The organism is Mediterraneibacter sp. (assembly GCF_030825015.1).
In the GTDB taxonomy this organism is placed as follows: domain Bacteria; phylum Bacillota; class Clostridia; order Lachnospirales; family Lachnospiraceae; genus Mediterraneibacter.
This window is the reverse complement of the sequence record NZ_JAPJQP010000018.1, coordinates 1-26992: the sequence shown is the minus strand read 5'-3', so window position 1 is coordinate 26992 and position 26992 is coordinate 1. Positions and strand designations below refer to the sequence as shown.

The 26992-nt window shown below is 43.3% G+C and carries 22 protein-coding genes; 17 read left to right on the top strand and 5 right to left on the bottom strand.

The window, feature by feature from the left end:
• Positions 1-23: 23 nt before the first annotated feature.
• The gene (locus tag RCH61_RS08005) at positions 24-5180 is read left to right on the top strand and encodes a discoidin domain-containing protein (RefSeq protein ID WP_306480387.1); all 5157 of its coding nucleotides are present in this window, start codon (positions 24-26) and stop codon (positions 5178-5180) included.
• 237 nt (positions 5181-5417) lie between these two features.
• Here the strand turns inward: RCH61_RS08005 and RCH61_RS08000 are convergent, their stop codons facing one another.
• Both RCH61_RS08000 and RCH61_RS07995 read right to left on the bottom strand, forming a co-directional pair.
• Positions 5418-6398 (bottom strand): Gfo/Idh/MocA family protein, encoded by a 981-nt coding sequence (locus RCH61_RS08000; RefSeq protein ID WP_178007937.1) that lies wholly within the window; start codon positions 6396-6398, stop codon positions 5418-5420.
• A gap of 91 nt (positions 6399-6489) precedes the next feature.
• Positions 6490-7767: a M18 family aminopeptidase gene (locus tag RCH61_RS07995; protein WP_178007939.1), complete on the bottom strand. Its 1278-nt coding sequence runs from the start codon at positions 7765-7767 to the stop codon at positions 6490-6492.
• A 222-nt stretch (positions 7768-7989) separates the two neighbouring features.
• Between RCH61_RS07995 and RCH61_RS07990 the strand changes: the two genes are divergently transcribed.
• The 5 genes from RCH61_RS07990 to RCH61_RS07970 all read left to right on the top strand — a co-directional run bounded on the left by RCH61_RS07990 (position 7990) and on the right by RCH61_RS07970 (position 12420).
• Entirely contained in the window at positions 7990-8664 is a 675-nt protein-coding gene (locus RCH61_RS07990; RefSeq protein ID WP_178007941.1) for a response regulator transcription factor, read from the top strand.
• Complete coding sequence (locus RCH61_RS07985) at positions 8661-10067, top strand: sensor histidine kinase (protein WP_306480386.1); 1407 nt, start codon at positions 8661-8663, stop codon at positions 10065-10067. Before RCH61_RS07990 ends, RCH61_RS07985 begins: the two co-directional genes overlap by 4 nt.
• 146 nt (positions 10068-10213) lie before the next feature.
• Positions 10214-10852 carry a PepSY domain-containing protein gene (locus RCH61_RS07980; protein ID WP_442920452.1) on the top strand — a complete coding sequence of 213 codons (639 nt, stop codon included), beginning with the start codon at positions 10214-10216 and terminating at the stop codon, positions 10850-10852.
• A gap of 138 nt (positions 10853-10990) precedes the next feature.
• A complete protein-coding gene (locus RCH61_RS07975; protein WP_178006363.1) occupies positions 10991-11635 on the top strand; it encodes a nucleoside recognition domain-containing protein in 645 nt (214 codons plus the stop codon).
• A gap of 80 nt (positions 11636-11715) precedes the next feature.
• Positions 11716-12420 (top strand): DUF4230 domain-containing protein, encoded by a 705-nt coding sequence (locus RCH61_RS07970; RefSeq protein WP_306480385.1) that lies wholly within the window; start codon positions 11716-11718, stop codon positions 12418-12420.
• 55 nt (positions 12421-12475) lie between these two features.
• Here the strand turns inward: RCH61_RS07970 and RCH61_RS07965 are convergent, their stop codons facing one another.
• From RCH61_RS07965 to RCH61_RS07955, 3 genes are read right to left on the bottom strand one after another with little or no spacing between them, the layout of a single operon-like run.
• On the bottom strand, positions 12476-13579 hold the full coding sequence (locus tag RCH61_RS07965) for a pyridoxal phosphate-dependent aminotransferase (RefSeq protein ID WP_178006361.1): 1104 nt from the start codon (positions 13577-13579) through the stop codon (positions 12476-12478).
• Positions 13580-13619: 40 nt separating this feature from the next.
• A complete protein-coding gene (locus RCH61_RS07960; protein ID WP_178006360.1) occupies positions 13620-14489 on the bottom strand; it encodes a DegV family protein in 870 nt (289 codons plus the stop codon).
• Position 14490: 1 nt separating this feature from the next.
• A complete protein-coding gene (locus RCH61_RS07955) occupies positions 14491-14733 on the bottom strand; it encodes a TIGR03905 family TSCPD domain-containing protein (protein ID WP_178006359.1) in 243 nt (80 codons plus the stop codon).
• A gap of 460 nt (positions 14734-15193) precedes the next feature.
• Between RCH61_RS07955 and RCH61_RS07950 the strand changes: the two genes are divergently transcribed.
• The 11 genes from RCH61_RS07950 (at position 15194) to RCH61_RS07900 (ending at position 26761) form a co-directional block, all read left to right on the top strand.
• Positions 15194-16144: a hypothetical protein gene (locus RCH61_RS07950; protein WP_178006358.1), complete on the top strand. Its 951-nt coding sequence runs from the start codon at positions 15194-15196 to the stop codon at positions 16142-16144.
• 99 nt (positions 16145-16243) lie between these two features.
• A complete protein-coding gene (locus RCH61_RS07945) occupies positions 16244-17593 on the top strand; it encodes a glucose-6-phosphate isomerase (RefSeq protein WP_178006357.1) in 1350 nt (449 codons plus the stop codon).
• A gap of 148 nt (positions 17594-17741) precedes the next feature.
• Positions 17742-18818, top strand: a complete 1077-nt coding sequence (locus tag RCH61_RS07940; RefSeq protein ID WP_178006356.1) for a 6-phosphofructokinase — start codon at positions 17742-17744, stop codon at positions 18816-18818.
• A gap of 19 nt (positions 18819-18837) precedes the next feature.
• Positions 18838-20457, top strand: a complete 1620-nt coding sequence (gene dnaX, locus RCH61_RS07935) for a DNA polymerase III subunit gamma/tau (protein WP_178006355.1) — start codon at positions 18838-18840, stop codon at positions 20455-20457.
• 2 nt (positions 20458-20459) lie between these two features.
• Complete coding sequence (locus RCH61_RS07930) at positions 20460-20813, top strand: YbaB/EbfC family nucleoid-associated protein (protein ID WP_178006354.1); 354 nt, start codon at positions 20460-20462, stop codon at positions 20811-20813.
• Between the two features lie 2 nt (positions 20814-20815).
• Positions 20816-21412 (top strand): recombination mediator RecR, encoded by a 597-nt coding sequence (gene recR, locus RCH61_RS07925; protein WP_178006353.1) that lies wholly within the window; start codon positions 20816-20818, stop codon positions 21410-21412.
• A 75-nt stretch (positions 21413-21487) separates the two neighbouring features.
• On the top strand, positions 21488-22324 hold the full coding sequence (locus tag RCH61_RS07920; protein WP_178006352.1) for a transketolase: 837 nt from the start codon (positions 21488-21490) through the stop codon (positions 22322-22324).
• Complete coding sequence (locus RCH61_RS07915; protein WP_178006351.1) at positions 22312-23253, top strand: transketolase family protein; 942 nt, start codon at positions 22312-22314, stop codon at positions 23251-23253. The genes RCH61_RS07920 and RCH61_RS07915 overlap by 13 nt, the downstream gene beginning before the upstream one ends.
• Positions 23254-23439: 186 nt before the next feature.
• Positions 23440-24645, top strand: a complete 1206-nt coding sequence (locus RCH61_RS07910; protein WP_178006350.1) for a LysM peptidoglycan-binding domain-containing protein — start codon at positions 23440-23442, stop codon at positions 24643-24645.
• A gap of 92 nt (positions 24646-24737) precedes the next feature.
• Positions 24738-25934: a DUF5711 family protein gene (locus RCH61_RS07905; RefSeq protein ID WP_306480384.1), complete on the top strand. Its 1197-nt coding sequence runs from the start codon at positions 24738-24740 to the stop codon at positions 25932-25934.
• A gap of 8 nt (positions 25935-25942) precedes the next feature.
• Positions 25943-26761, top strand: a complete 819-nt coding sequence (locus RCH61_RS07900) for a CvpA family protein (protein ID WP_306480383.1) — start codon at positions 25943-25945, stop codon at positions 26759-26761.
• Positions 26762-26992: the final 231 nt, after the last annotated feature.

Below are 26992 nucleotides of genomic sequence, written 5' to 3'. Positions count from 1 at the left end.
TATAGAGGGAGAAAAAGAGCAATATGAAAAGAAAAAGAGTAGCGGTGCTTGTATTGGCGGCGATGCTTGGGATGACGAGTTTACCGGTTCCGGGCATTTCTGTTGTACAGGCAGAAGAAATCAAAACAGAGGCAGGAGAACAGACAGCAGAGCAGGAGACGAATCTTGCGGCAGACCGGGGCAGCACAGCGCGGGCATCAAAGTTTCTTCCGGCATCGGGAAACTATCCTGCAAGAGAGCCCGGACTTGCGTTTGACGGGATCTCGGATAATAACGGGGACGCGGATAACAGCAGATGGCAAAGCGGAGAGGATAAGGAGTTTTCTGAGCAGTGGCTGGAAGTCGATTTAGGCGGTACTTGCGTTGTGTCAGAGATAAAGGTTGATTTCTTTGCGAGATTGTATGGCGATTTTCGCGTGGAAGTTTCTGATTCGAATGCAGATGATGCGGTTTGGACAGAGATTGCTGCCGTAGATATGCCGGAAGGCACAGATTTGAATTTAAAGAAGACGGTTGATTTAAGGGAGAATGGCAAGGCGAGGGAGATTCCACGTTATGTCAGACTTTATTTTACATCAGGAAATGGACAGGCGGCAAACCGCAGCATTGGTGTGAGGGAGTTTCAGGTAATCGGAACAAAGAAAAGCGAAAGCGGTTATGAGACGATTACAGGGAATATCGCTCTGAATAAGACGGCGTCTGCTTCAGGAGTAGAGGCTGCAATGCCGAATTTGACAGCGGATCTTGCAGTGGACGGTCAGAAGTCAGATACATCCAGATGGTCTGCGCCGACAATGAAGAGCGGAAACGCACAAGATCAGCAGCAGACACCGCAGTGGCTTGAGATTGACTTGAGAAATGAAGTTACGAATATAACAAGTATTGATCTTTATTTTTATAAACTTGTATATTCAATCGACTATGAGATTCAGACAAGAGCGGATAAACAGGCAGAGTGGAAAACTGTTAAGCATGTGACATGCCAGCCTGGGAACGAACAGAATAAGCATGACAGTATCACAGATGTAGAGGGAAAACGGCTTGACCGTTATGTGCGTTTCTATTTTAACAAAGTAAATACGAATGCAGGAGGAAACAGTGTTTCTGTTCAGGAGATCGAGATAAACGGCGATCAGGTACAGACGCCGGAAGTAACCAATCCGGCGCCGGAAAATGCGAAAGAGGCGATGGATTCCGTAAAATCACTTGAGGAGCTTACCGTAGATTCTGAGGCGGTGCTGCTTCCAAAGATGCCGGATGGGTTTGAGATTCATGTAAAGGGAAGTGAATATCCGCAGGTTATTTCTGATGATGGTCAGATCAGCGATCATAATATGTATGACTATGATATGGATGTGATCGTGGAAGTTGTGAACGTGAATGATCCTCAAGATAAGTCGGAAAAGACGTTTCAGGTGCATGTGCCGAACAAAAAAGAGAAGCATGCCGACCTTTATCCTGAGATCAGAAAACAAAATGAAGAACCGGAAGTCATTCCAAGTCTTCAGGAGTGGTATGGATACGAGGGAGAGGTTAAACTTACAGAAAATTCCCGCATTGTTGTGAAAGATTCAGCAGGAGTCGGACTTGAGAAGGCTGCGTCCCAGTTCCAAAGTGATATGAAAGAGATTACGGGAATGGAACTTGAGATTGTCAGCGGAGAGAGCACAGACGGAGATGATATTCTGATCGAGTCTCTGACAGAAGATCCATATGATACAGGTGAAGAAGGGTATTTCCTGAAAGCAGATGATAACGGAATTCATATTAGCAGTCGCGGTTATGCCGGATGCCTTTATGGAACAAAGACATTGGAACAGGTATATTATACGCAGGACGGCGCTTATTCCTTTCCGAAGGGTGTTACGAGAGATTTCTCCCAGTATGAAGTCCGCGGAGTGATGATCGATATCGCCCGCGTTCCGTATCGGCTGGATGCTTTGAAAGATATTGTGAAGACATTTTCTTTCTATAAGATTAATGAAGTGCATTTTCATCTGAACGATAACCGTCATTCGGGAGCGACGACAGGGCGTGAGGATTATAATAACTGGAAAAATTATAAAGGCATGTTCCGTTTGGAAAGTAAGACGTTTCCGAGTCTGAAAACAGATCCTCAGGAAAATGCATACTATAATGATGAAAACGGAGTCTATGGCGGAGAGCCGCAGTATACGGCGGAAGAATATAAAGATCTTCAGCAGTTTGCAATGGATTGCGGCATGAATCCGATTTCCGAGATTGATGCGCCTGGGCATTCTTTGCTGTTTAACAGATATGTGAGAAATCATATTGATGAAGTGAGAAGCGTACCGGGATTTGAAAATATGCCGGAAGATGGAATTAAGAGCGACAGAGACTGGGAGCTGCTTTCCGTAAAAGGTGAGAGCGGCCAGTGGGCGTTAAAATTTCTTAAGGCGTTGTACAGTGAGTATTTGAACGAGGCGGATCCTGTATTCTTAGGCGATACGGTAGATATCGGTGTGGATGAATACTGGAGTATTAAAAATGACGAATTTGACGGAATGAGAAATTATATCCGTGAGATGGCTGATACTGTTCAGGAAAGTGGAAAGAAAGTTCGTATGTGGGGTTCTATGAAGCAGTATTTTGACGATAAAGGGATTTCCACGAAAGATTACACAGACATTGAAATTGATTTCTGGTCAAATTCATGGGACAATGCGGCAAAACGAAGCGCAGAGGGATTTAAGCTCGTCAATGTGGATTCGTTCCATCTGTATGGAAATACAGGACGCGATAAGAGAGACGTTGTTAATGTAGAACATATTTTCAATAACTGGACTCCGGTTACGTTCAGCAGCAGCGGAACAGTGCAGCCGGCAGACCCGAATCTCCTTGGTGCGAAGACGGCGATGTGGGCAGATATCGCAGATATGGGAGTGACAGAACGTGATAATTATGAACGTTTGATGCGTCAGGCAGCGGTTCTTAGCGAGAAAACATGGGGCGGTACGGATGAAGATCAGACTTATGAGGAATATAGTTTCAAATTCGAAAAATTAAAAGCAGGTCCGGGCGTGGAATTGGCGTCAGATATTCCTTCTGAGACGTCTCTTGTACTTGATTATGATTTTAAGAACGTAAAATCAGATGATGCCAAAGTTGTTGTATATGATGCGTCAGGAAACGGATATGACGGAGCGATTACAAACGGAACTGTAAAAGAAGAAGGCGGCAAGAGCTGGCTTGATCTGAACGGAGAAGGCGCACTTACGACAGAGTTAAGATCTGTTGATTATCCGTATACTGTGCAGTTTGATCTAAAGGTGGATAAAAAGAAAGACGCGCAGTTGTTTGACGGAGAAGATGGCCGTTTATCAATCGGATCAGATGGAAACTTAAAGATCAATCGCTCGTATTTTGAACAGAAGTTTAATGATGTAATTCCGGAAAATAAGAGTGTGAATATCACGATTGTCGGAACACAGCAAGTAACAAAACTATACATAGACGGAGAATTCAGGCAGGCTTTGACAAGAACAACGAATTCTGAGACAGATTATGACCACCTTTTGTCTACGTTTGTATTCCCGCTGACAACGATCGGAAACGGTCTGGATGGCAGTATCGCCGATCTGAAAGTTTATGACAAGGCGTTGTCTCCGGCTGCAGTTAAGCTGACTGCAGAAGATAAGACGGTCACAGAAGTGAATGTGGCGCAGGACAAGGCTGCGGCAGGAACTGCACAGCATAAAGGCGATTCGAATTATGATAATGCGAATAAAAAACTTCGCGTAGGGTGGAAGGCAATCGACGGAGACGGAAATACAGCGGACGGAGCACATGGAACAGAAGTCAGTGAAAAAGATTCCTTCTTTGAAGGACTTTACGCAGACAGCAGTTTTGCGGTGGATATGATGCAGACTTATGAGATTGACAAGCTTGTACTTCAATGGGATAAAGCACCTTCGACGTTTAAGCTTCAGGTTTCTTCAGATGGAAAAGTATGGAAGGATATTGAAGGGATGACTGCTGTTAAGGGGCAAAATGTCAATACGATCAAGTTTGAACAGCCGATTAAGACGCGCTGGCTCAAGATGCAGGGTGTTGAAGGAACGTTCCAGCTCAGGGAATTTGAGGCATATGAAACAGTAAGTAAAGATCAGCTTCAAGACGCACTGGATGAGGCTGCAAAGAAGTTTAAGGAATATGGAATTACATATGGAGATGCAGCGTATGAGACGTTTTTCCAGGCATACAGAGAAGCAGAGTCAGTGTATGAAAATGCCTATGCATTGAATGATGATGTTGTCGAAAAGGCAGAAGTTTTGCTGGCGGAGACAGAAAAACTTACAGATCCGAATCCAGAACCGGAACCGGAACCGGAACCAGAACCCGAACCGGAACCCGAACTTAAGCAGATCGTATTGGAGGCGGAACAAACAGAGCTGAAAGTCGGAGACAAGATGACGTTGAAAGCGAAAGTTGATCCGGTGGATGCAAAAGACGTTGAAATTACATGGAGCTCCTCTGAGCCGACAGTACTGGCAGTAGACGGAAAGGGAGAAGTAAGCGCGCTGAAAGAAGGAGAGTCAGTGATTACAGTAACTGCAGTGCAGGGAGATAAAACGGCATCGGACAGTGTTAAAATTGAAGTGAAGGAAGACAGTACGACTCCGGAGCCGGAACCAGAGCCGGAGCCGGAGCCGGAACCTGAACCGGAACCAGAGCCGGAGCCGGAACCGGAACCGGAACCAGAACCGGAGCCGGAACCTGATTCGGAACTGAAGATGGTAACAGTAAGGGCGGAACAAACGGAATTGAAAGTCGGAGACAAGATGACATTGACTGTAAAGGTTGATCCGACAGATGCGAAAGAAGTTGAGATTACATGGAGTTCTTCTGATCCGACTATATTAACTGTTGACCAGCAGGGAAATGTGACTGCATTGAAAGCCGGAAAAGCAATGATTACAGTGATGGCAGAACAGAATGAGAAGAAAATTACTGATAGTGTAGAAATTGAAGTGAAAGAAAAGACAGTAACTCCTGATCCTGAACCGACGCCGGATAAAAATAATTCGGATGAAAACTCAAAGAAGGAAGAGGGAGCTGTTCAGACAGGAGATCGGACTGTTCCGATGTTCTATGTCGGAGCTGTGATGGCTGCCGGCGCAGTATTTATCCTGACTCAGAGAAGAAGGAGAAAACAATAAGCTCTATAAAAAAGAATCAGTCTCATGAGGCGGAAAAGTAAGAAAAGTGATATAGGATAAAATAAAAAAGACTGTGTATCGAACAGGAAAATGAGGTGTCCCTCAAAATCTTGTAAGATATACAGTCTTTTTGTTTGCAATGGTGACGAGCCAAAGTCCGGACTTGCCCGAGGTCTTGGCGATCGCTTGCAATCCCGGAATGTGCCTTTTGGACTTCCGGTGATTGAAGAAAAAGATTTACGGTGTAAAACCAAGTACGCGATCTATAATGCGGATCGTGTCAAGTGAATATGAAAGGTATTTATGATCTGTTTCGTTATTCTCTATGAGAGAAATAAACTTTTTGATTTCGTAAATCATGTTATTGTTTACCGGAGTATATGAAAAACTCTCTTTTATGCCTCCATCGATCGGATCTCTCGATCCTTCTCTGAGACGGAGTTCTATCTGTGAAGGATGGCTTATATAGTCGATCAGAATTGAACCGTCTTCGCCTTGAATGATGCTCGGATTAGAGGAAACAGTAACTTTGGAGTAAACTGCTTCTGCGATCATATCTTGATATTCCATTAAGATGATCCCGCTGCATTCAAAATTGTTTTCCAAAAAAGAAGACATGAATTGTATGTTCTTCGGAGCGCCGAAAAGCCGGACAAGGGAGTGGATGCAGTAAACTCCGATGTCTGATACTGCGGCGTTTCCGAGTTCGGGATTAAAGGCGTTTTCTACAATCCCTTCCTTGAAACGATCGTAGCGGCTGGAGTATTGACAAAATTCAAAGGTGGCTCTTCGGATTTTTCCGATACGGGGAAGGGCGTTTTCGATGATTTCAAAGGCAGGATCGAAATCAGGGCGCATGGCTTCTAAGAGAACGACCTGATTTTTTCGGGCGCATTCGATCATTAAGAGGGCTTCCTGTTCGTTTGATGCCATTACTTTTTCACATAGAACATGCTTTTTGTGTTCCATTGCTTTGATGGATTGTGCACAGTGGGCGAAGTTTGGGGAAGCTACATATACGGCATCGATCTGTGAATCGAGAAAATCATCATAATCTGTAAAAACAGCGGGTATGTTATGCCGATCGGCAAATTCCGTTCCTGTATCAGAGGATCTGGAATATACAGCATATAATTCAATCCCGTCTGTTTGTTTGGCGGCATCGCAGAAGTCATCGCTTATGAAATTTGTTCCGATAATACCTATTTTTAAATTCATATGAGTTCTCCTTTTCTTTTTTCTTTTCTTGATTTTTTGTTTGTTGTTTTTAAGGCTGCGGTTATTTACTCTGTTTTTGGGTATAAAAGAATCAGCAGAAAAATTCTGTCGCGACTTTGACAAAGTAATCAGTATCGTGTGCCCCTGCCGTCTCGTAAGGGGAATGCATGGCGAGCTGTGGAAGCCCGATATCAACTGCGCTCACTGCAACATGGGTGCTGGATATGTTGCCGAGAGTTGAGCCTCCTGCAATGTCGGAACGATTGACAAAGGTTTGGACCGGAACATGAACCGAACGACACAGATCCCGAAATACTGCCGCAGAAAATCCGTCTGTACAGTATTTTTGATTGGCGTTGAATTTAATGACGATTCCACCATTTAAATAAGGATGATTTACGGGATCGGAGCAGTCGGGGTGATTTGGGTGGACTGCATGTGCGTTGTCTGCCGAGATCATAAAGCTGTCAGACAACCGGATGAGATAGTCCTCATTGGAAAGTCCGAGGCATGTGTTGATTCGGGTCAGAGTATCATATAAAAAGGTAGACGCAGCTCCTTGTTTTGTTCCGCTTCCGACTTCTTCGTTATCGAGAACACAGAGGATTGGCATGTATGTCTTTTTCTGTCCTGCAAGAAATCCTTCAACAGATGCAAATACACATTGCAGATCATCAAGCCTCGGCGCGGATATGAACTCATCGGAAGCGCCCCATATGCTCGCTTTTTGTCTGTTATAAAGGAACAGATCATGACCGAGTATATCTTCTTCGGATATATTGGCTGTTTCGGCGATTTTTTTCATAAAGGTGTCTTTGGAAGAAAGATTTCCGTAAAGTGGAAGGAGATCTTTCTGCGGATTGTATGAATATCCGTTATTTGCATCTCTGTTCATGTGGATTGCAAGATTTGGGATTAACACAAGATCCTTATTGATGTTTATTAGTTTCGATTGAAACTTATTAATTGTATCGTCTTTGAAGATCACTCTTCCGGCGATGGAAAGCGGACGATCGAGCCAGGGAGCGCAGAGCATGCCTCCGTAACGTTCTACATTTAATTTGATGTAATGGTGATCGGCTTCTATTTCAGGGTTTTCTTTGATCTTGAAAGTAGGCGAGTCACTGTGACTTGCGATAATATGCATTCCTGCAAGATTATTTTCAGGAATGGAAAATGCGATCAGAGAAGAATTATTTCTTGTTACGAAATAGTTTCCTCCGGTTGTGATATTCCAGCGTTCGTTTTCTTGCAGTTCTGAAAAATTATTCCCTAACAGCATCCCTTTGATCGTTTCTGCCGTATGAAAAACGGAGGGACTTTTTTCGATAAAATCTATGAGTTTTTTCGTTGTTTCCGACGAAGTCATATGATCAGCTCCTTCTCTGTTTTCTCTGATAATTTCAGGATATAAGCAGGATTGTTTTCTGTCAAGATAAAAGAGGGAATTGATTTCAATCCGCGATTTTCATATAATAGTGATATTAAAAGTCAGGATCATATGGTAAAGCCTGGGATTACGGTTAGAATTGCGCGCCGGAAGATTTGACTTATGCCGATGTATATAAACGGCGAAAGGGAAGGTGGTAATATGAGAATTTTGCTTGCAGAGGACGAAAAAGATCTGAACAAACTTATCACAGCGCGGCTGAAAGAAGAGTTCTACAGTGTGGATTCGTGTTTTGACGGAGCGGAAGCATCAGAGTATCTGAACAGTGCAAAATATGATGCAGTTATTCTTGATATTATGATGCCGAAGAAAGACGGACTTGCTGTGCTGAAAGAGTTGAGGCGAAAGACGGATGCAACTCCGGTTATATTGCTTACTGCCAGAGACAGTGTAGAAGATCGTGTGGCGGGGTTGGATGCGGGGGCGAATGATTATCTTGTAAAGCCGTTCGCTTTTGAAGAACTGCTGGCGCGTGTGCGCGTGTTGCTGCGAAAACCGGGGGAGACTCCGAAAACATGTTATACAGTCGGTGATTTGGAAATGCATTTGGATACGCATAAAGTCGTGCGGGGCGGAGAAGAGATCCGGCTTTCAGGAAAGGAGTTTTCGCTTCTGCGGTACATGATTCAAAATGCGGGAATCGTTCTTTCGCGCGACAGATTAGAGCAGCATTTGTGGGATTATGATTATATGGGAAGTTCCAATGTCATAGATGTGTATATTCGTTATCTGAGGAAGAAGATCGATGACGGAAGAGAGAAAAAACTGATTCATACTGTGAGGGGAGCGGGGTATGTATTAAAGGAGGAAGAATGAAAAAACTTTCTTTAAAAATAAAATTGACTCTTATATATACTGCTTTAATGCTTATTGTAATCGGAGCAACGTTGGGGATCTTGTTTTCTCTGAGCGGACGCGAGCTTTTGGCATCTACGAAGCAGTCTTTGGAGAGGCGGGTCGAAGAGAGTCTGGAGGAGATAGAGGCGGAAGGCGGCGAATTAGAGATTGATTCAGATTTTTATTCTGTGGAAAATGGAATATATCTTTCGATGTATGATTCGACAGGATATTTTTTATATGGAAAGATTCCGAGAGGATTCGATGAACAGCCGGAATTTGCAGATGGGGAAGTGCGTCAGATAAAGGATGGGACGAAAAAGAATGAATGGTATGTATATGATCTTTTTTATCGTCCGGGAGAAGGAACGGAGATTTATGTACGAGGCGTTGCTTCTGTTACAGAAGCAGAGGAAAGTTTTCGGATGATACTCCGTATGGCGTTCATTCTGCTTCCGCTGCTTGCGGCGGCGACGGCATTTGTCGGCTATCGATTTACAAGGAGGACACTTCGTCCGGTGAAAGATATTACAGATACTGTGTGTAAAATACGCGCTGATGCAGACCTTTCAAGAAGAATCGAAAATGTAGGAGATGAGATCGGGAAAGGAGAGAAGGAAAATCGCGGGAAAAACAGAGACGAGATATATGTGTTGGCAGAAACATTTAATGAAATGTTGGATGAATTGGATATCGTTTTTAAAAGAGAGAAGCAGTTTACTTCGGATGTTTCACACGAATTAAGAACTCCGGTCAGTGTTATACTTGCACAGTGCGACAGGATCTTGCAGGATGAAATGTTAAATTCAGAGCAAAAAGCTCAGGTTGAAGTGATTGCACAGAAAGCGAAAAATATGTCTGATCTGATCTCGCAGCTGCTCTTCTTGTCAAGGGCAGATCAGGGGCGTCAACAGATTGATCGGGAAAGCGTGAATTTAAGTGAACTGACGGAAATGGTTGTCGGAGAGCAGCGTTTTTTGGCACAGTCGCAAGGATATTCGGGCAGGATTTTATGTGAGATAGAGCCTGAAATATGGACGGAAGTCGATGAAACGCTGTATATCAGGATGATGATCAACTTGATCTCTAATGCATTGCGTTATGGCGAAGGACGGGAAATAGAAGTAAGCTTATCATTGAAAAACGATTCGGAGATTATCGGTAAAGTAAAAGATCATGGCGTCGGAATTGCAGAGGCAGATCTTCCGTATATATGGGAACGATTTTACAGAGCAGATAAGTCCAGAAGCGATGGAAATCACAGCGGATTAGGACTTTCTATGGTGAAGTGGATCGCAGAAGCGCATGGCGGAACGGTGGAAGTGACCAGTAAAAAAGGGAGCGGAAGTGAATTTACATTTCACCTGTGGAAAAAAGAATAAAATTATTTTTCTTCTTTAATGTTATTTTAATCTTTGTGGGATATAGTAATCTCAACAAAGAAATGAAGGACATAAGATGCAGCATTCGGGGGAAGATAGTATAGGTAGAAAATGCAAATGTCCAGGAAAGAAACAAAAAAAGGAGAATGAAAATGAAAAAATTTGTGATAATGACAATGGTAACGGTGATGACTGCGGCGGCAGCAGTTGTTTTTACAGGATGTGGAGCAGGAGGTAAAGATATCGGAAAGGAAGCGGCGTTGGAAGCTGCCTTGAATGATGCAGGGGTAAGCGAATCTGATACAACTCGTTTGAGAGTTTCTTCTGAGAGAGATGATGGAAGAAAAGTATATGAAGTTCGATTTGATGTTGAAGGAACGGAATATGATTATGAGATCAGCGGAACAGACGGTCAGATTTTAAGCGTTGATACCGAACGGATTTCAGGTGGAAACGAAGGAGCAGATGCGGCGGTGAATTCCGGTGCGGAACAGGGGAATGGCCAGAATGTGGATCAACAAAACGGAAACGGTCAAAACAGCGGCAGCGCAGATGCGGGAACACAAAATGGTGCGGATACAACAGGCATCAGTATAGAAGAGGCGACTGAGATTGCGTTGGAAAGAGTTCCGGGAGCAACGGCAGACGATATTCGGATCAAGTCGGATTATGATGACGGGAAAAATAAATACGAAGGCGACATTATTTTTGAAGGCAAAGAATATGAGTTTGAGATTGATGCGTCTACAGGAACGGTTCTTGAATGGAGTGAAGAAAGATATTAAGAAGTTTCTTTAAGGTGAAATTAAGCGATATCAGGAGATATTTGGAAAGAAATTTTCGATGAAATAGTATAAAGGACAAGAGGAATCGAATATAATCTGAAACAAAGTGAAAAATAATCGTAAGCGGCGGAGAAGTGTATGAATTATCTGTGGGCAGGAATGATTTTGATCGGGATTATATTCGGGGCGTTTAACGGCAGGATGGAAGAACTTACGAATGCTGCGCTCGATTCTTCGAAAGAGGCGGTAATGCTGTGTATTACAATGATCGGAATTATGTCATTTTGGTGTGGGATCATGGAGATTGCGGCACAGGCTGGGATCATCGGACGTGCAGCGGAGAAGATGCGTCCGGTGATCCGTTTTCTTTTTCCGAATCTTCCGAAAGACCATAAGGCGCAGGAGCATATTACAACGAATTTTATTGCGAATATTCTTGGACTTGGCTGGGCGGCAACTCCGGCTGGATTAAAGGCGATGAAAGAGCTGGGAACGCTGGAGGATGAACGGCGCGCAGGAAGAGCGCCTGGACCTGTGAGAAGGAAGGGAGTCGCAAGCAATGAGATGTGTACGTTTTTGATTATGAATATTTCTTCTCTTCAGTTGATTCCTATGAATGTGATCGCATATCGAAGTCAATATGGAAGTTCGAATCCGGCGGCGATCGTCGGGGCAGGGATTGTGGCTACGATGGTAAGTACGGGAGCTGCGGTTATATTTTGTAAAATAACAGAGCGAAACGGAAGGAAACCTGATATAATAAGAAAGGTAAATCGAAAATAAATATGTAATGCAACATCCGTAATTGTGAGGGAAGAATGGATTATCCTTTATGAAAAGTGCGGTATGTAAAGGGAGAAAGAATGGACGGAAGATACGATGATCGAGAAAAAGACACAAGAGAAGCAATGAAAAAAGAAATAAAAAAAGAGATAAAGAAACAAAATATACGACGGATAAAGATCCCGTGGAAAATTCAAAAAATCATCATTATTATAGCGGTTATCGCACTTGCAGGAGGCGCAGGGGCGATCGGGATGAAACGCTATATTACCCATGAAAGTCAGACGACGAAGCTTGGATTTGAAGATATCGGAGAACTGGCGACACAGGAGGCGAACTGTACAGAAGTAAATGTGACAGAGGATGTGAGAAAATTATTCGGGATTGATATTCCGTTTACGCAGAGTAAATATATTTACAGTTATAATGTGATTGTAAAAGCAGGGTATGATTTCGGTGAGATTCGTTACGAAGTGAAGAAAGATTCGATTAAGGTAACTTTGCCGGAAGTAAGGATTTTGAGTTCAGAGGTTGATGAGAAGTCATTCCGCGTATATCATGAAGAGGAAAGTATTTTTAATCAAATTGATTTAGAGGAGAATAACGCGGCTCTTGTAAAATTGAAAGCACAGGCAGAAAAAGACGCGGTGGCAAATGGTCTTTATGAAAATGCGCGAGAAAATGCACAGACCATTTTAAAAGGATATTTTGCACAGGCATATGATCTGAATGATTATAAGATTACATTTGAAGGCGGAGAAGGAGGAAATACAAATGAAAAATAAAATCTTACTTGTACTTGGTATCATAGCGGCTGTAATCATAATTTTTTATTTTATCTTATTTTTGACAGCATAGAAAGCGCAGCTCATTAAGCAGGCGCTCGTTATCTTCTCTGTTCATGATGCAGAAACGTACAAATTCTCCGTTTAAACTTTTAAAGGAAGAACAATCACGAATCATAAGACCGTTTTTGACGCAGTGTTCGAATACGTCAGAGGCGGTCATTTCTTTTTGGTTTAGCTGTATAAGCAAAAAATTGGCGTACGGCCGATATGTTTTATAGGCGGACATTGACTTTAAGGCAGAGTACATTTTCTCTCTTTCGGACAAAATAAGCTGACGGGTTTGGCTGATGTAGTTTTTATCCTTCAGCATGAGTTCTCCTGCAAACGCGCCAAGGCTGTTCAGTGACCATGGAATCTGCTTTTCTTTCATTGTTTTTAAAAACGGCAGGCTGCCCGTGATCCCATAACCTAAACGGAGTCCCGGAGCGGCGAAAAATTTGGATACCCCTCTGAGAACCATCAGGTTTTTGAAAGTTTTCGTAAACGGAACGGCGGTAACATCTTCGATAACAGGGGCGAACTCAACGTAAGTCTCATCGATCATAACAAAGATATCATGCTGTTCACAAAATGTAAGAATCTGTTCCATATCTTCATGCAAGACAGCGGTGGATGTCGGATTATTCGGATTACACATAATCAGGAAATCGTAATTTCCGTCAAGGAGTGTCTGACAGAGTGCGCTTACATCGACTGTAAACTTATCTGTTTCTTTTAAAAGAAATTCGTCACACTTGCTGTTTGAAAGGGACAATTCTCTTGAATATTCTGCGTAAGTAGGTCCTAAAAGAAGCGTCCGTTTCGGAGCTCGTGTCTCGATCAGAAGGGCGATCAGTTCACTTGACCCGTTGCCCGGAAGGATAAAATCCGCCGGAACATGGCAATATTCGGCGATGGTGTTGCGAAGCGACTGATAGTCGCGGTCGGGATAAGAGGAAAGGATATCCAAATGAGAGGCAAGAACCGGTTTTATATTTTCGGAAATGCCGAGAGGATTTACATTTGCGCCGAAATTGACGATATCTTCCCGATTCAGATGATAGTATTCACATATTTTTTCAATATCACTTCCGTGAAAAACAGGTTTTGTATTCATAATCTTTCCTCCCTGACCGTTTAATTTGAAAGGTTGTTTTTTATTTTGTCATGAATAAGATGCCGAGTGTATTAGGTCCGCAATGACTTGAGATCGTGCAGCTTGCTTTTGTCACATGGATTTCATCAAATTTTATTGTTTCGTTTACCGTCTGTTTTACGAGATCAATGTAGGACTGATCGATACCGGAATGGGTAATGAACAGCAGTGATTGATCGATATCTGAGTGACGGGCGAGTTCATCCTTTACATATTTTTCGAGAGCTTTGTCAAGAGATCCACGATATTTTTTGCCGACGCCCATGCTTCCATCGTGATTGTCTACCTGGATGCAAGGTTTCAGTTTCAGTACGTTTGCGCCCAGCGCAGCGACAGATGAGCAGCGTCCTCCGGCGTGGAGAAAGGTCAGTGTATCTAAAACAAAGCTGGCATGACATTTGGCTGTTTTTTCGCGGAGCGTTTTCGCGATCGTTTCAGCGTCAAATCCCTGTTCGATCATTTTTCCGGCTTCTACAACGAGGAGCCCTGTTCCGGTAGAAAGATTACAACTGTCGATTACATGGACATGACCGATCTCCTCAGCGGCAAGACAGCAGTTTTGATATACGCTCGAAAGAGCGTGACCAAGATTGATATGGATTACTTCGTATCCGGCATCTACCCAAGGGCGGAAATGTTCGATATATTCTGCGGCATTTACAGCGGCAGTTTTCGGAAGAATCTTCTGGTCATAATATTTTTGGTAGATCTCCTCCGGAGTGATGTCGATATTGTCACGGTAATCTTTATCTTCCAGAATAATGTGAAGCGGAAAATAGTTTACATGATACCGTTCTTTCAGTTCATCGTCGAGATCACAAGTACTGTCGGCGCTTAAAATAATTTTTGAGACAGATTGTTCTTCGGACATACTAAGACCTCCTTGCTTCTTTTAATGCATTGGCAAGCTGGTCAGGACAAGACGTTGGTTTAAATCCGCATCGGATCCCTTCAATGCGTGAGATCGCTTCATCTACATCCATTCCTTCGATGAGACGGGAAATTCCCTGGAGATTTCCGCTGCATCCTCCGACGAAAGATACGTTTCGTACTTTATGATCTATGATATCAAAGTGAATCAGTCGTGAACAGACACCTTGTGGTTTATATTCCATAATTTTTACCTCCTGAAAATACAATCCTGCATTTTTTATAAAAGGCATTATAGCAAACCACGAAGGAAAATACAAATTTTGTACGCCTGTTTTCGAGAAAAATCGACTTTAAGAAAGAGAACCAAAATCCGGCTGAAAAAAGGGAAGGGAAAACAGAAAAACAGGGAGTCAGCCGGTTTACACAAAAAGGTCGTGAAGGAGAGGGACGCTTGCAGTTGAGCGAAAAAGCAGAAGAGATTTTCAAAAGGGTGAGAAAAAATCTGGAAAGGGAGGAGAAAAAGAAAATTTATGGAGGATGAAAAATACGAGAAAATATACAGCGGAGACGGCTGCGCCGTGTAGAAAAATGTAGAACGGTTTTTGCGGACAAGACGGGAATCCTGCTCTATAATGGCTACAAACACAAGCGGACGTTGATGGACGGGGCGCGTGAAAGAACAAAAAAACAGGAGGGTTTGTCATGTTTGAGACAATGATGGTGGGTTCCGGGTCTGTCGTGTATGTGATGGCGGCGATCGGGATACTCGGGGTGCTGGCAAAGATCGTGAACCGGCTGACCTTGTACAGATTGATAAAAGCGGCTGGAAATATGCCGAAAAGTACGCATAAGCTGATGAAACTCGTGAAATCAAAATATGAACATGCGTGTATGGCGCATGACTCCGTAGAAAATATAGATGTATTTGTAGAAAAATATATCTATGAATACAGAGGATTTTTGTTTCGGATTCACACTTGGAGGCAGATAGAGATCTTGTCAGTCTGGTTCGTCGGCATTTTAGGAGCGGCAGGAGCTGTACTGGCTTATATGGAGAGTGGGTTTACAGAAACTGTATATCAGTACATAGCAGGCGGAGCGGCGGAAGCAGTGCTTCTTATGGTGATCATCCGTATGTCGGACGAGCCGTATAAGATTAAAGCGATTAAAATGTACATGGTAGATTATCTGGAAAATGTATGTGCAGTTCGGGTGAGGAGGCAGAACAGGAAAGAAAAAGAATTTATTGATGTGATCCCTTCGGAAAGCGCAAATGGAGGAGGAAAAGCAAAAGAGCAGAAAACTGCGGTCAGAGCAGACGGCAAGAAAGGCGAAGCTTCCGGCATCATAGTGCCTGCACAGGGACATATGTCGGATAAGAAGGAGAATTCGGAAGGCGGCGAGGCAGTCCGAGAACCGGGATATGCACAATGGCAGGCTGAGGCGGTTAGGGAAATCCTGCAGGAGACAGGCAGCAGTATGGTGGAGAAAAGACTTCCTATTAACATTGAAGGAGAACCGAAAGAAGAGAAGAAAAAGGAGGAAAACAGGCAAAATAATCACGGCGTAGGAACGGAAAAAACTCAAAATGAGGAACGTCCGCAGATCAGAGAAGATGCGATCCGTCAAATACTGGAGGAATTCCTTGCTTAGGACGGTTATATTTGTTAAAATAGAAATATGTGACAGGAAGTTTTCCTGCCGATTCTACAGAACAGATAAATGACGAATAAGTATCAGAGAGGATGGATAGTGATGAGCAAAGTAACATTTGATTATTCAAAGGCATGTGGTTTCGTACAGGATCATGAGATGCAGTATATGAGCGAACTTGCGGAGCAGGCAAAGGAAAAACTGCTTGCGAGAACGGGCGCCGGAAACGACTTCCTCGGCTGGATCGATCTTCCGGTTGATTATGATAAGGAAGAGTTTGACAGGATTAAAAAAGCGGCTGAGAAAATCAGAGAAGATTCGGAAGTGCTTCTTGTGATCGGAATCGGGGGATCTTACCTCGGAGCGAGAGCTGCGATTGAATTCCTCGGACATTCGTTTGCAAATGTTGTATCAAAAGAAGTGAGAAAATCTCCGGAGATTTATTATGTAGGAAACAGCATTAGCAGTACATATGTCAGAGATCTGATCGATGTGATCGGCGACCGCGATTTTTCAATCAATATGATCTCCAAGTCCGGAACAACGACAGAGCCGGCGATCGCTTTCCGTGTATTCAAAGAAATGCTTGAGAAAAAATACGGAAAAGAAGAGGCTGCAAAGAGAATCTATGCGACGACAGACAAGGAAAAAGGAGCGTTGAAAAATCTTGCTACAGAAGAAGGTTATGAGACATTTGTCGTACCGGATGATGTCGGAGGACGTTTCTCTGTTCTGACTGCGGTAGGTTTGCTTCCGATTGCGGTAAGCGGAGCAGATATTGATCAATTAATGGAAGGTGCGGCAGCAGGAAGAAAAGCGGCTGTTGAGTCTGCTTTTGCAGAGAATGACGCGATGAAATATGCGGCAGTGAGAAACATTCTTCTTCGTAAAGGAAAAGCTGTGGAGGTACTGGCGAATTATGAACCAAGTCTTCATTATGTATCCGAATGGTGGAAACAGCTTTACGGAGAGAGTGAAGGAAAAGATCAGAAAGGCATTTTCCCGGCATCTGTAGATCTTACGACAGATCTTCATTCTATGGGACAGTTTATTCAGGATGGAAGCAGAATCCTTTTTGAAACAGTTCTCAATGTAGAGAAGTCAAGAGCTGAGATCGTGATCAATGAAGAACCGGTAGACCTTGACGGTTTGAATTATCTTGCCGGAAAAGATGTTGATTTTATTAACAAGAGTGCAATGAACGGAACGATTCTTGCACATACAGACGGAAATGTTCCAAACCTTATGGTGAAGATTCCGGAGCAGAACGAATTCTATCTCGGTGAATTGTTCTATTTCTTTGAGTTCGCATGTGGTGTGAGCGGATATTTACTCGGCGTTAATCCGTTCAATCAGCCGGGCGTTGAAAGTTATAAGAAGAATATGTTCGCTTTGCTTGGAAAACCGGGATTTGAAAAAGAAAGAGAAGAACTGCTTAAGAGATTGTAGTTCTAAAATTTCTTGTTGGATTTCCGCAAATAGAGTATAATAATAAGCGGTCGGGATTACCGGCTGCTTATTTGTATTATAGAAGCGTTGAAAAATCCGAAAAAATGTGTGTTTCAGACACAGATGGTAGGATCAAGGAGGGTATGTTATGTTAAGAATCGGAATGTTGACAAGCGGCGGTGACTGTCAGGCGTTGAACGCGGCTATGCGCGGAGTCGTAAAAGGAATTTGCGCCAAACGGGACGATGTGGAAATTTACGGTTTCAAAGACGGATATAAAGGATTGATCTATGCAAATTTCAGTATGCTTACGCCGAAAGATTTTTCGGGTATCCTGACGAGAGGAGGAACGATCCTCGGCACATCAAGACAGCCGTTTAAATTAATGAGAGTTCCGGATAAAGACGGACTTGATAAAGTAGAGGCAATGAAACATACATATCATAAACTGAATTTGAATTGTCTTATTATTTTGGGAGGAAACGGAACTCATAAAACGGCGAATCTTCTCAGAGAAGAGGGTTTGAATGTAATTACGCTTCCAAAGACGATTGATAATGATCTGTGGGGAACAGAGATGACGTTCGGATTTCAAAGCGCGGTAGATATTGCGACGGATACAATCGATAGAATCCATACGACAGCAACATCCCACAGCCGTGTATTTATTATAGAAGTAATGGGACATAAAGTAGGATATGTGACGCTTCATGCAGGAATCGCAGGCGGAGCAGACATCATCCTTCTTCCGGAAATTCCGTATGATATTAAAGTGATCACGGATGTAATCGACAGACGGTCAAAAGAAGGAAAACCGTTTACAATTCTTGCGGTTGCAGAAGGGGCAATCTCAAAAGAAGATGCGAAACTGAAAAAGAAAGAATATAAAGAAAAACTGGCAAAGAGAAAATATCCGTCTATCGCATATGAGTTGGCAGAAGAGATCCAGAAAGCAACAGATAAAGAAGTAAGAATTACTGTTCCGGGACATACTCAAAGGGGAGGATCTCCGTGTGCATATGACCGTGTGTTTGCAACACGGGTGGGCGCGAAAGCCGCAGAGATGATCCTGGAAGGAAAATACGGATACATGGTCGCTATGAGAAATGGCGAAACAACGGCAGTTCCTTTGGAAGAGGTTGCCGGAAAATTAAAAATGGTAGATCCAAATTGCGGCCTGATCAAAGAGGCAAAAACAATCGGCATCAGCTTTGGAGACGAATAAATCAGCAGAGGTGTAAAACATGTCATATATGGCGCTTTATCGAAAGTTCCGTCCGGCGGAATTTAAAGATGTAAAAGGGCAGGAGCATATTATTACAACATTACAGAATCAGATCAAGGCAAATCGTATCGGACATGCCTATCTTTTCTGCGGCACGAGAGGCACAGGAAAAACGACGGTTGCAAAAATATTTGCGAAAGCGGTAAACTGTGAACATCCGGTTGACGGAAGTCCGTGCGGTGAGTGCGAGATGTGCAGGGCAATCGCCGAAGGCAGATCGATGAACGTCATCGAGATTGACGCGGCATCGAACAATGGCGTCGATAATATCAGAGAGATCAGGGAAGAGGTAACGTACCGGCCTACAGAAGGAAAATATAAGGTTTATATCATTGATGAAGTGCATATGCTGTCCATAGGAGCTTTTAATGCTCTGTTAAAAACATTGGAAGAACCGCCGGAATATGTTATTTTTATTCTTGCAACAACGGAAGTTCACAAGATTCCGATTACGATTCGATCGAGGTGCCAGCATTATGATTTTAAACGGATCGGCATTGAGACAATCACGGAACGTATGAGGGAATTGATGGATACGGAGCATGTTGAAGTGGAAGATAAGGCGCTGCGCTATATTGCGAAAGCTGCAGACGGATCGATGCGAGATGCGCTCAGTCTCCTTGATCAGTGCATTGCATTTTATCTCGGACAGAAGCTGACATATGATCATGTTTTAGAAGTGCTCGGAGCGGTGGACACGGATGTATTCAGCAGGCTTTTACGGAAGGTGATCGATGCAGATGTGTCGGGGGTACTTGATGTTGTGGACGAGCTTGTGATGCAGGGGAGAGATCTGACTCAGCTTACGGCAGATTTTACATGGTATTTAAGAAACTTGCTTCTCGTAAAAACTTCTGATAATATAGAGGATGTTCTGGATGTGTCTACGGAAAATATGATGCAGTTAAAAGAAGAATCCGAGATGATCGAGACAGGGACTTTGTTCCGGTATATCCGTATTTTTTCGGAACTTTCAGGACAGCTCAAGTATGCCACACAGAAGAGGATCATGCTGGAAGTAGCGTTGATCAAGCTGTGCACTCCTGCAATGGAAGAAAAGCCGGATTCGCTTTTAGACCGGATCCGTGCGGTGGAAGCAAAAGTGGAAAAGGGCATGGAAGCTGCGTCAAATATGCAGGGACAGATTGTTTATGTGAATGGAGACGGAGCGCAGATCTCAGGGGGAACTGTGATCAATGGAAATGCGGCAGGCAATTTGGGCGGAGTACGTGTACCGCAGCCTGAGATTCCAAAGGCGATTCCCGAAGATGTGCAGGAAGTCGTGAAAAATTTCAGGATGATAGCAGGCGAAGCTTCAGGAATCATAAAAGGGTATCTGAAAAGCGCGCGATTAAGCCTCGGGGGTGATAACCGGCTTTTGATCGTTCTTCCGAACAGTTTGGCGGCAAGTGTCGTTGGGCGGGAAGATCATATTGAAGAGTTGGAGAAGCTGATCGAAGAGCGGATCGGAAAACGCGTGGAAGTGGAAGTGCGCCACGTGGAAGAAGGCAGACATTTTGAGGATACATTCATAGATATAGAACAGAAGATCAATATGAAGATAACGGTGGAGGATTGATTATGGCAAAAAGAGGCGGATTTCCGGGTGGAGCAATGCCGGGAAATATGGCAAATCTTATGAAACAGGCTCAGAAAATGCAGCGTCAGATGGAAGAGCAGCAAAAAGAGCTTGAGGCAAAAGAATTTACAGCGACAGCAGGCGGCGGAGCAGTTGAAGTGACTGTTTCGGGAAAACGTGAAGTGATGAAAGTAAAGCTTGCGGAAGAAGTCGTTGATCCTGATGATATTGAGATGTTGGAAGATCTGATTGTTGCGGCTTCTAATGAAGCTCTGCGACAGGTTGACGAGGCGACAGGTTCTGCAATGTCTAAGCTGACAGGCGGCATGGGCGGCGGAATTCCGGGGATGTTTTAACAATGGAATATTACAGTAATCAGATCAGCCGCCTGATCGAAGAATTTTCCCGTTTACCGGGAATCGGGAGCAAGTCAGCGCAAAGACTTGCGTTTCATGTAATTAACATGCCGCTGGATCAGGTGGAAGGTTTGGCAAAATCTATTATTGACGCCAGGAAAAATGTGCGGTATTGTAAAGTGTGCTGTACGCTTACAGACCGGGAGATCTGTCCGATCTGCGGCAATCCGGATCGCGATAAGAAGACGATCATGGTTGTTGAGACGCCGAGAGATTTGGCGGCATATGAAAAGACAGGCAAATATAATGGGGTATATCATGTGCTTCATGGTGCGATTTCTCCGATGCTTGGAATCGGTCCGGGGGATATCCGGCTGAAAGAATTGATGGAGAGACTCCAGGGCGATGTGAATGAAGTGATCATTGCGACAAATTCCAGTTTGGAAGGCGAGACAACAGCAATGTATATCAGCAAGCTCATAAAACCGGCGGGAATAAAGGTGAGCAGGATTGCCAGCGGCGTTCCGGTCGGCGGAGACTTGGAATACATTGACGAAGTGACTCTTTTGAGAGCGCTTGAAGGCAGGACAGAGCTGTAGATAGAACAGAACTGTATACTGAACAAAGATAAGAAGTAGAAGTAAGAAAGAGGAGACATTAAAAGAGGAGACATTATGGACAAGTTAAAGTTGATGAAAACTGCAAATGAAGTCCGCAAAGGGATTGTGACATCGGTTCACAGTGCAAAAGCCGGACATCCGGGCGGATCGCTTTCCGCGGCGGATCTTTTCACTTATCTGTATTTTGAGGAGATGAATGTAGATCCGAAAGATCCGAAAAAGGCGGACCGGGATCGTTTCGTTCTCTCAAAAGGGCATACAGCGCCCGGACTTTATGCGGCGTTGGCGGAAAAAGGATTTTTCCCGAAAGAAGATCTGATCACATTGAGACATACGGGTTCTTATCTTCAGGGACATCCTGACATGAAATGTATTCCTGGAGTAGATATGTCTTCCGGTTCTCTCGGACAGGGAGTTTCTGCGGCGGTTGGAATGGCGATCGCAGCGAAAATGTCAGGGGAGGATTACCGTGTATATACGCTTCTCGGAGACGGGGAGATTCAGGAAGGTCAAGTATGGGAAGCTGCGATGCTGGCTTCGCATCATAAGTTGGATAACCTTCTTCTTATTGTAGATAATAATAACCTTCAGATCGATGGTGAGATTACAAAAGTAAACTCTCCGTATCCGATCGATAAAAAATTTGAGGCGTTTAATTTTCATGTGATCAATATTGATGGAAATGATTTTGATCAGATCGATGCTGCGTTTAAAGAGGCGAAGACTGTGAAGGGGCGTCCGACAGCGATCATTGCCAAGACTGTGAAGGGAAAAGGAGTTTCCTTTATGGAGAATCAGGCGGGATGGCATGGAAAAGCTCCGAATGATGAAGAATATAAAGTCGCGATGGCAGATTTGGAAAAGGCGGGTGAAGCGTTATGTCAGAAGTAAAGAAGATTGCTACAAGAGAAAGTTACGGAGAAACATTGGTGCAGCTTGGTGCAGAACATGAAGAAATCGTTGTTCTTGATGCGGATCTTGCGGCTGCGACAAAGACAGGTATGTTTCAGGCTGCCTATCCGGAACGTTTCATCAACTGTGGTATCGCGGAGAGCAATATGATCGGTGTGGCGGCTGGATTGGCGGCCGCAGGAAAGGTTCCTTTCGCAAGTTCATTTGCAATGTTTGCGGCGGGTCGTGCTTATGAGCAGGTGCGAAACTCTGTCGGATATCCTCATTTGAATGTGAAAATCGGAGCAACACATGCAGGAATCTCTGTAGGTGAAGACGGAGCAACACATCAGTGTAATGAAGATATTGCGTTGATGAGAACGATTCCGGGGATGGTTGTGATCAATCCCTCTGATGATATCGAAGCAAGAGCGGCAGTACGTGCGGCTTACGAACATGTGGGTCCGGTGTATATGAGATTCGGACGTCTGGCTGTTCCTGTAATCAATGACAGACCGGATTATAAGTTTGAACTTGGAAAGGGCGTTGTGCTCCGAGAAGGAAAAGACGTGACAATTATAGCAACAGGACTTCCGGTAAATAATTGTTTGCATGCGGCTGAGAAATTGGCGGAGGATGGGATCGATGCAAAAGTGATCAACATTCATACAATCAAGCCGCTTGATGAAGAACTTGTGATTGAAGCGGCAAAGGAGACCGGAAAAGTCGTTACTGTAGAGGAACACTCTGTGATCGGCGGTTTGGGAAGCGCGGTTTGTGATGTGCTCTCAGAGAAAGCGCCGACAAAGGTCATGAAGATCGGAATTAATGATGTTTACGGAGAATCCGGTCCGGCGCTTGAACTTATTGAAAAGTACGGACTTGGCGTAAACGGAATTTATGAGAAAATAAAATCCTTTGTGTCATAATTTAGGTAAGAAAAGAAGATGCTGTCTGTTTTGGACAGCATCTTTTATAATATGTCGAATTCTTCTGACAATAACTGATAAAATCATTTTTTCCCTTGTGTTATCCTCATATCAACGCCGAGAGAAATTGTGCCGGTTTGAAACGAACCGGCAGGAGATTCAGTTGATTTAGGAGGATGGGTATAAATGGAAAGACAGTTACCGAAAAATGTTCGTCAGATAGGAAATGTAAGCGATAGTCCGAAAATATATGTAGAAGATTATGTGGACACGTTTTTTGCCAGATTGTGTGAAAAATGTGAAAAGGCAGGCACGGAACCTATGGGAGCGTTTCTTGTAGGAGATATTCAGAACGGAGAAGAGGAGGACTATGTTTACATATATGGTGCAATTCAAATGCACGATTTAAAGATGACGGACAAGGAATATGTTATTGATGAAATGACATGGAAAAATGCTTATGAAGACTGTAAGCAATATTTCGAGGATGGGGAAATGCTCGGATGGTTTGTAGTACATCCCGGAGCGCCGCTTGTACCGGAGCCTGAAACTGTAAAGCTTCATAAGAAATCATTTCCAAAGAAAAATACGGTATTTATTATGAAAGATCCGGTGGAAAAAGAAGAGACTTATTATGTGCATAAAATGAACGACTTGCTGGAAATCGGAGGGCATTACACATATTATGAGAAAAATCCGTGTATGCAGAATTATATGATTTCCAGTCGAAAAAAAAATGGGGCGTCCGCGTCAGAAACAGTGGAGGACAGAGCTGCAAAGGACTTTCGTTCTCTGGCTCGAAAACGGGGAGAGTCTCAGAAAGGCAGGCGGGCGGGAAGCCTGATGTATGCGGCGGGCGCCTGCGTTGTTTTGATCCTTGTGATCATGGGAGTTTCTTTGTTTAACAGTTTTGACCGGATGAAATCAGTGCAAAGTACTCTTGGAATTTTAGGAAAAGAAACGGCACAAGAACAAAAAGATAAACCGGAAGAAAAGCAAAAAGATGCGGAAACAGTCGCTGCATCAGCAGAAGTCACGGAAGGACATGCTGTCGATCAGTCTTCAGAAAAAAAGGTGGATGAAACAGAATCTCCTGCGGAAGTGAAAGAAAATCCGGCAGCAGAAGAACCGGAAAAAACGGAAACGAGCGGAACTGTTTCCGCCGGAGCGGGTGAGGGAAGCGAAGAGCAGCAGGTGCAGGAGACAAGCGGGCAAGTTTCGGAAAATGTAAACGGCCAGGATGGAATCTATATTGTGGAAAAGGGAGATACGTTGGCGATCATCAGCCGAAAGATGTATGGAGATCTTGATCATGTAGATGCCATCTGTAAGATGAATGGCATTACAGACGGCAATCTTATTTATATCGGACAAAAATTGCTATTGCCTTGAAAATATGATAAGATGTTGGCGAATAGGTTTGCTGGGAATAGAAGAAGACTAAAAATATGGAAAGAAAGCGGAAATGAAATAAGGGGAGTTATATGACACAAAAGAAGAAAACAGATTTTAAAATCGTAACGCCCCCCGGTGATCTAAGCGAAGTTACTGCAAAAACGAAGAAAATGCACAGAGAAAAATTAAGGAAAATTCTTGTGCTCGTCGTTTTGATCGCGCTTGCTGTAAGCGGAACTTATCTGATGCTGACGAATAAGGCATACGGGGAAGCGGGAACGGCAGTACGATACTCAACTGACATTTCAGATACAAGTAATTATGTTCATTTTGCGAATGGAATCGTACGTTATAACCGGGACGGCGTTGCTTTTTTGAATAAAAAGAATGAGGAGCAGTGGATTCAGTCAACACAGTTGAAAAATCCGATCATCGAGGTAAAAGAAGATGCATTTGCAGTAGGAGATAACGGCGGAAATAACATTTTTGTATTTTCCAAAGAAGGTCTGAAAGGTGAGATCGAGACAAGTCTTCCTATCGAAAGTATGGCAATTTCCGATCAGGGGATCGTGACGGTTCTTTTGAAAAACGAAAGTGCGCCGAAGATCATTTCTTATGATGCGATGGGAAATATTCTTGTAGAACAGCAGGTGACGGTGTCTGCAATGGGATATCCGATCGGTATGGATATGTCTGACGATGGCAAAACGCTGGCGGTTACTTATCTGCATATAGAAGGCGGGATATTGAAATCAAAAGTGATCTATTATAATTTTGGGGAAAGCGGTAAAGAACAGGCAGATAATATTGTGGCTTCCGATGAATACAGAGATACGATAATGGCGGATGTTTTTTTCATGGGAAGTGATCGTTCTGTTATAGTAGGAGATAATTCAATCGTTCTCTATAAAGGAAAGACAGCGCCGAAGAAGGAAAAGGAAATTTCCATCGGACAGGAGATTCAAAGCGTATTTCATTCGGATAAGTACATAGGTCTGGTTTTGCTGAATACGGAGAAATCAGGCTATGAGCTTAGATTGTATAATCGGTTTGGAGAACAGGTGCTGAATAAAGAAATCTCTGGCAAATACGGTAAGGTAAAAATGGCAGGTGACGAGGTGATTATGTACGAAGGAAGTAAATGCTGCATTGTGACTGCCAATGGAATCGTGAAATTTGAAGGAGATATTAAGACGGAAGCGTTGGAAATTTTTAAAGCTTCCGGTTTAAACAGATACTATGTGATGAGCGCGGATGAATTGAGGATAATTTATCTGACGAAATAGGAGTGGTTATGGATAATTGGCTTTTGATTATTGTAGGAACAATTTTTCTTGTGTGCATCGCGGTCGGCTATGTGAGAGGTTTTTTGAAGCTTGGAATTTCCATGCTTTCGACAGTAATAACACTTGTGCTTGTACTTTTTCTTTCACCGTATGTTGCACAGGCGCTTCAGAAGTATACGCCGGTAGATGATTTTTTGGAAAAGAAAGTTACAGAAATGTTTATGCCGGAAATATCAGTGGAACAGTTTCAGTCCCTTGATCTGACAGGTACTCCATTGGAAGATCTTTCTGCTGAAGATTTGTCCAGATTAAATGAAATTGATTGGGATGTGCTCGGTATTACGGCTGATGATATTTTAAATGTGATCGGTGATATTCCGAAAGATGTACAGATTAATCTGATCGAAGAAGCGCCAATCCCGCAGTTCCTGAAAGATCAGCTTATAGAAAATAATAACAGTACAATCTATGGAGAACTTGGAGTGAAAAGTTTTCCGCGATATGTGGCTGCATACGCGTCACATCTTGTATTGAATCTGCTGTCGTTTCTTGTAACGTTTTTACTTGCAATCATATTGGTGAAAGCGCTTGTGTTTGCAGTAAATATTATTGGAGAACTTCCGGTGCTTGGACTTGCAAATCACATTGCGGGCGGGGCGCTCGGTCTTCTGCTTGCCCTTGTCGTTGTATGGATTGGCTTTCTTATTATGACGCTGGCTTATACGACAGAAGCTGGAAGCGCTTGTTTTGATATGGTCGAGAAGAGTCGTATTCTTCGGTTCTTATATGAAACAAACCCGCTTCTGATCCGATTGCTGAAATTCTAAATTCGTATAGGGGCAGAGTGGTTATAAAAACAGGAGATCTTCGTTTTATCTGAAAGTCTGCGGACTCTGGATAAAACGGAGATTTTTGCTTTTGAGATTCTTTAACTATTAATTATATAAATGATAAAAATGTTACCGGATAAAAAAGAATATTATTAATAAAAAAAGATAAAATTTTTATTGAGAAAAGCTATAAAAAGATCATTGTTTCTGATTTTCAGATATGTTATG

Coding starts and splice junctions, on each gene's coding strand:
- RCH61_RS08005 (WP_306480387.1), top strand. CDS start 24: ATGAAAAGAAAAAGAGTAGCGGTGCTTGTATTGGCGGCGATGCTTGGG.
- RCH61_RS08000 (WP_178007937.1), bottom strand. CDS start 6,398: ATGAATTTAAAAATAGGTATTATCGGAACAAATTTCATAAGCGATGAC.
- RCH61_RS07995 (WP_178007939.1), bottom strand. CDS start 7,767: ATGACTTCGTCGGAAACAACGAAAAAACTCATAGATTTTATCGAAAAA.
- RCH61_RS07990 (WP_178007941.1), top strand. CDS start 7,990: ATGAGAATTTTGCTTGCAGAGGACGAAAAAGATCTGAACAAACTTATC.
- RCH61_RS07985 (WP_306480386.1), top strand. CDS start 8,661: ATGAAAAAACTTTCTTTAAAAATAAAATTGACTCTTATATATACTGCT.
- RCH61_RS07980 (WP_442920452.1), top strand. CDS start 10,214: ATGAAAATGAAAAAATTTGTGATAATGACAATGGTAACGGTGATGACT.
- RCH61_RS07975 (WP_178006363.1), top strand. CDS start 10,991: ATGAATTATCTGTGGGCAGGAATGATTTTGATCGGGATTATATTCGGG.
- RCH61_RS07970 (WP_306480385.1), top strand. CDS start 11,716: ATGGACGGAAGATACGATGATCGAGAAAAAGACACAAGAGAAGCAATG.
- RCH61_RS07965 (WP_178006361.1), bottom strand. CDS start 13,579: ATGAATACAAAACCTGTTTTTCACGGAAGTGATATTGAAAAAATATGT.
- RCH61_RS07960 (WP_178006360.1), bottom strand. CDS start 14,489: ATGTCCGAAGAACAATCTGTCTCAAAAATTATTTTAAGCGCCGACAGT.
- RCH61_RS07955 (WP_178006359.1), bottom strand. CDS start 14,733: ATGGAATATAAACCACAAGGTGTCTGTTCACGACTGATTCACTTTGAT.
- RCH61_RS07950 (WP_178006358.1), top strand. CDS start 15,194: ATGTTTGAGACAATGATGGTGGGTTCCGGGTCTGTCGTGTATGTGATG.
- RCH61_RS07940 (WP_178006356.1), top strand. CDS start 17,742: ATGTTAAGAATCGGAATGTTGACAAGCGGCGGTGACTGTCAGGCGTTG.
- dnaX (WP_178006355.1), top strand. CDS start 18,838: ATGTCATATATGGCGCTTTATCGAAAGTTCCGTCCGGCGGAATTTAAA.
- RCH61_RS07930 (WP_178006354.1), top strand. CDS start 20,460: ATGGCAAAAAGAGGCGGATTTCCGGGTGGAGCAATGCCGGGAAATATG.
- recR (WP_178006353.1), top strand. CDS start 20,816: ATGGAATATTACAGTAATCAGATCAGCCGCCTGATCGAAGAATTTTCC.
- RCH61_RS07920 (WP_178006352.1), top strand. CDS start 21,488: ATGGACAAGTTAAAGTTGATGAAAACTGCAAATGAAGTCCGCAAAGGG.
- RCH61_RS07915 (WP_178006351.1), top strand. CDS start 22,312: ATGTCAGAAGTAAAGAAGATTGCTACAAGAGAAAGTTACGGAGAAACA.
- RCH61_RS07910 (WP_178006350.1), top strand. CDS start 23,440: ATGGAAAGACAGTTACCGAAAAATGTTCGTCAGATAGGAAATGTAAGC.
- RCH61_RS07905 (WP_306480384.1), top strand. CDS start 24,738: ATGACACAAAAGAAGAAAACAGATTTTAAAATCGTAACGCCCCCCGGT.
- RCH61_RS07900 (WP_306480383.1), top strand. CDS start 25,943: ATGGATAATTGGCTTTTGATTATTGTAGGAACAATTTTTCTTGTGTGC.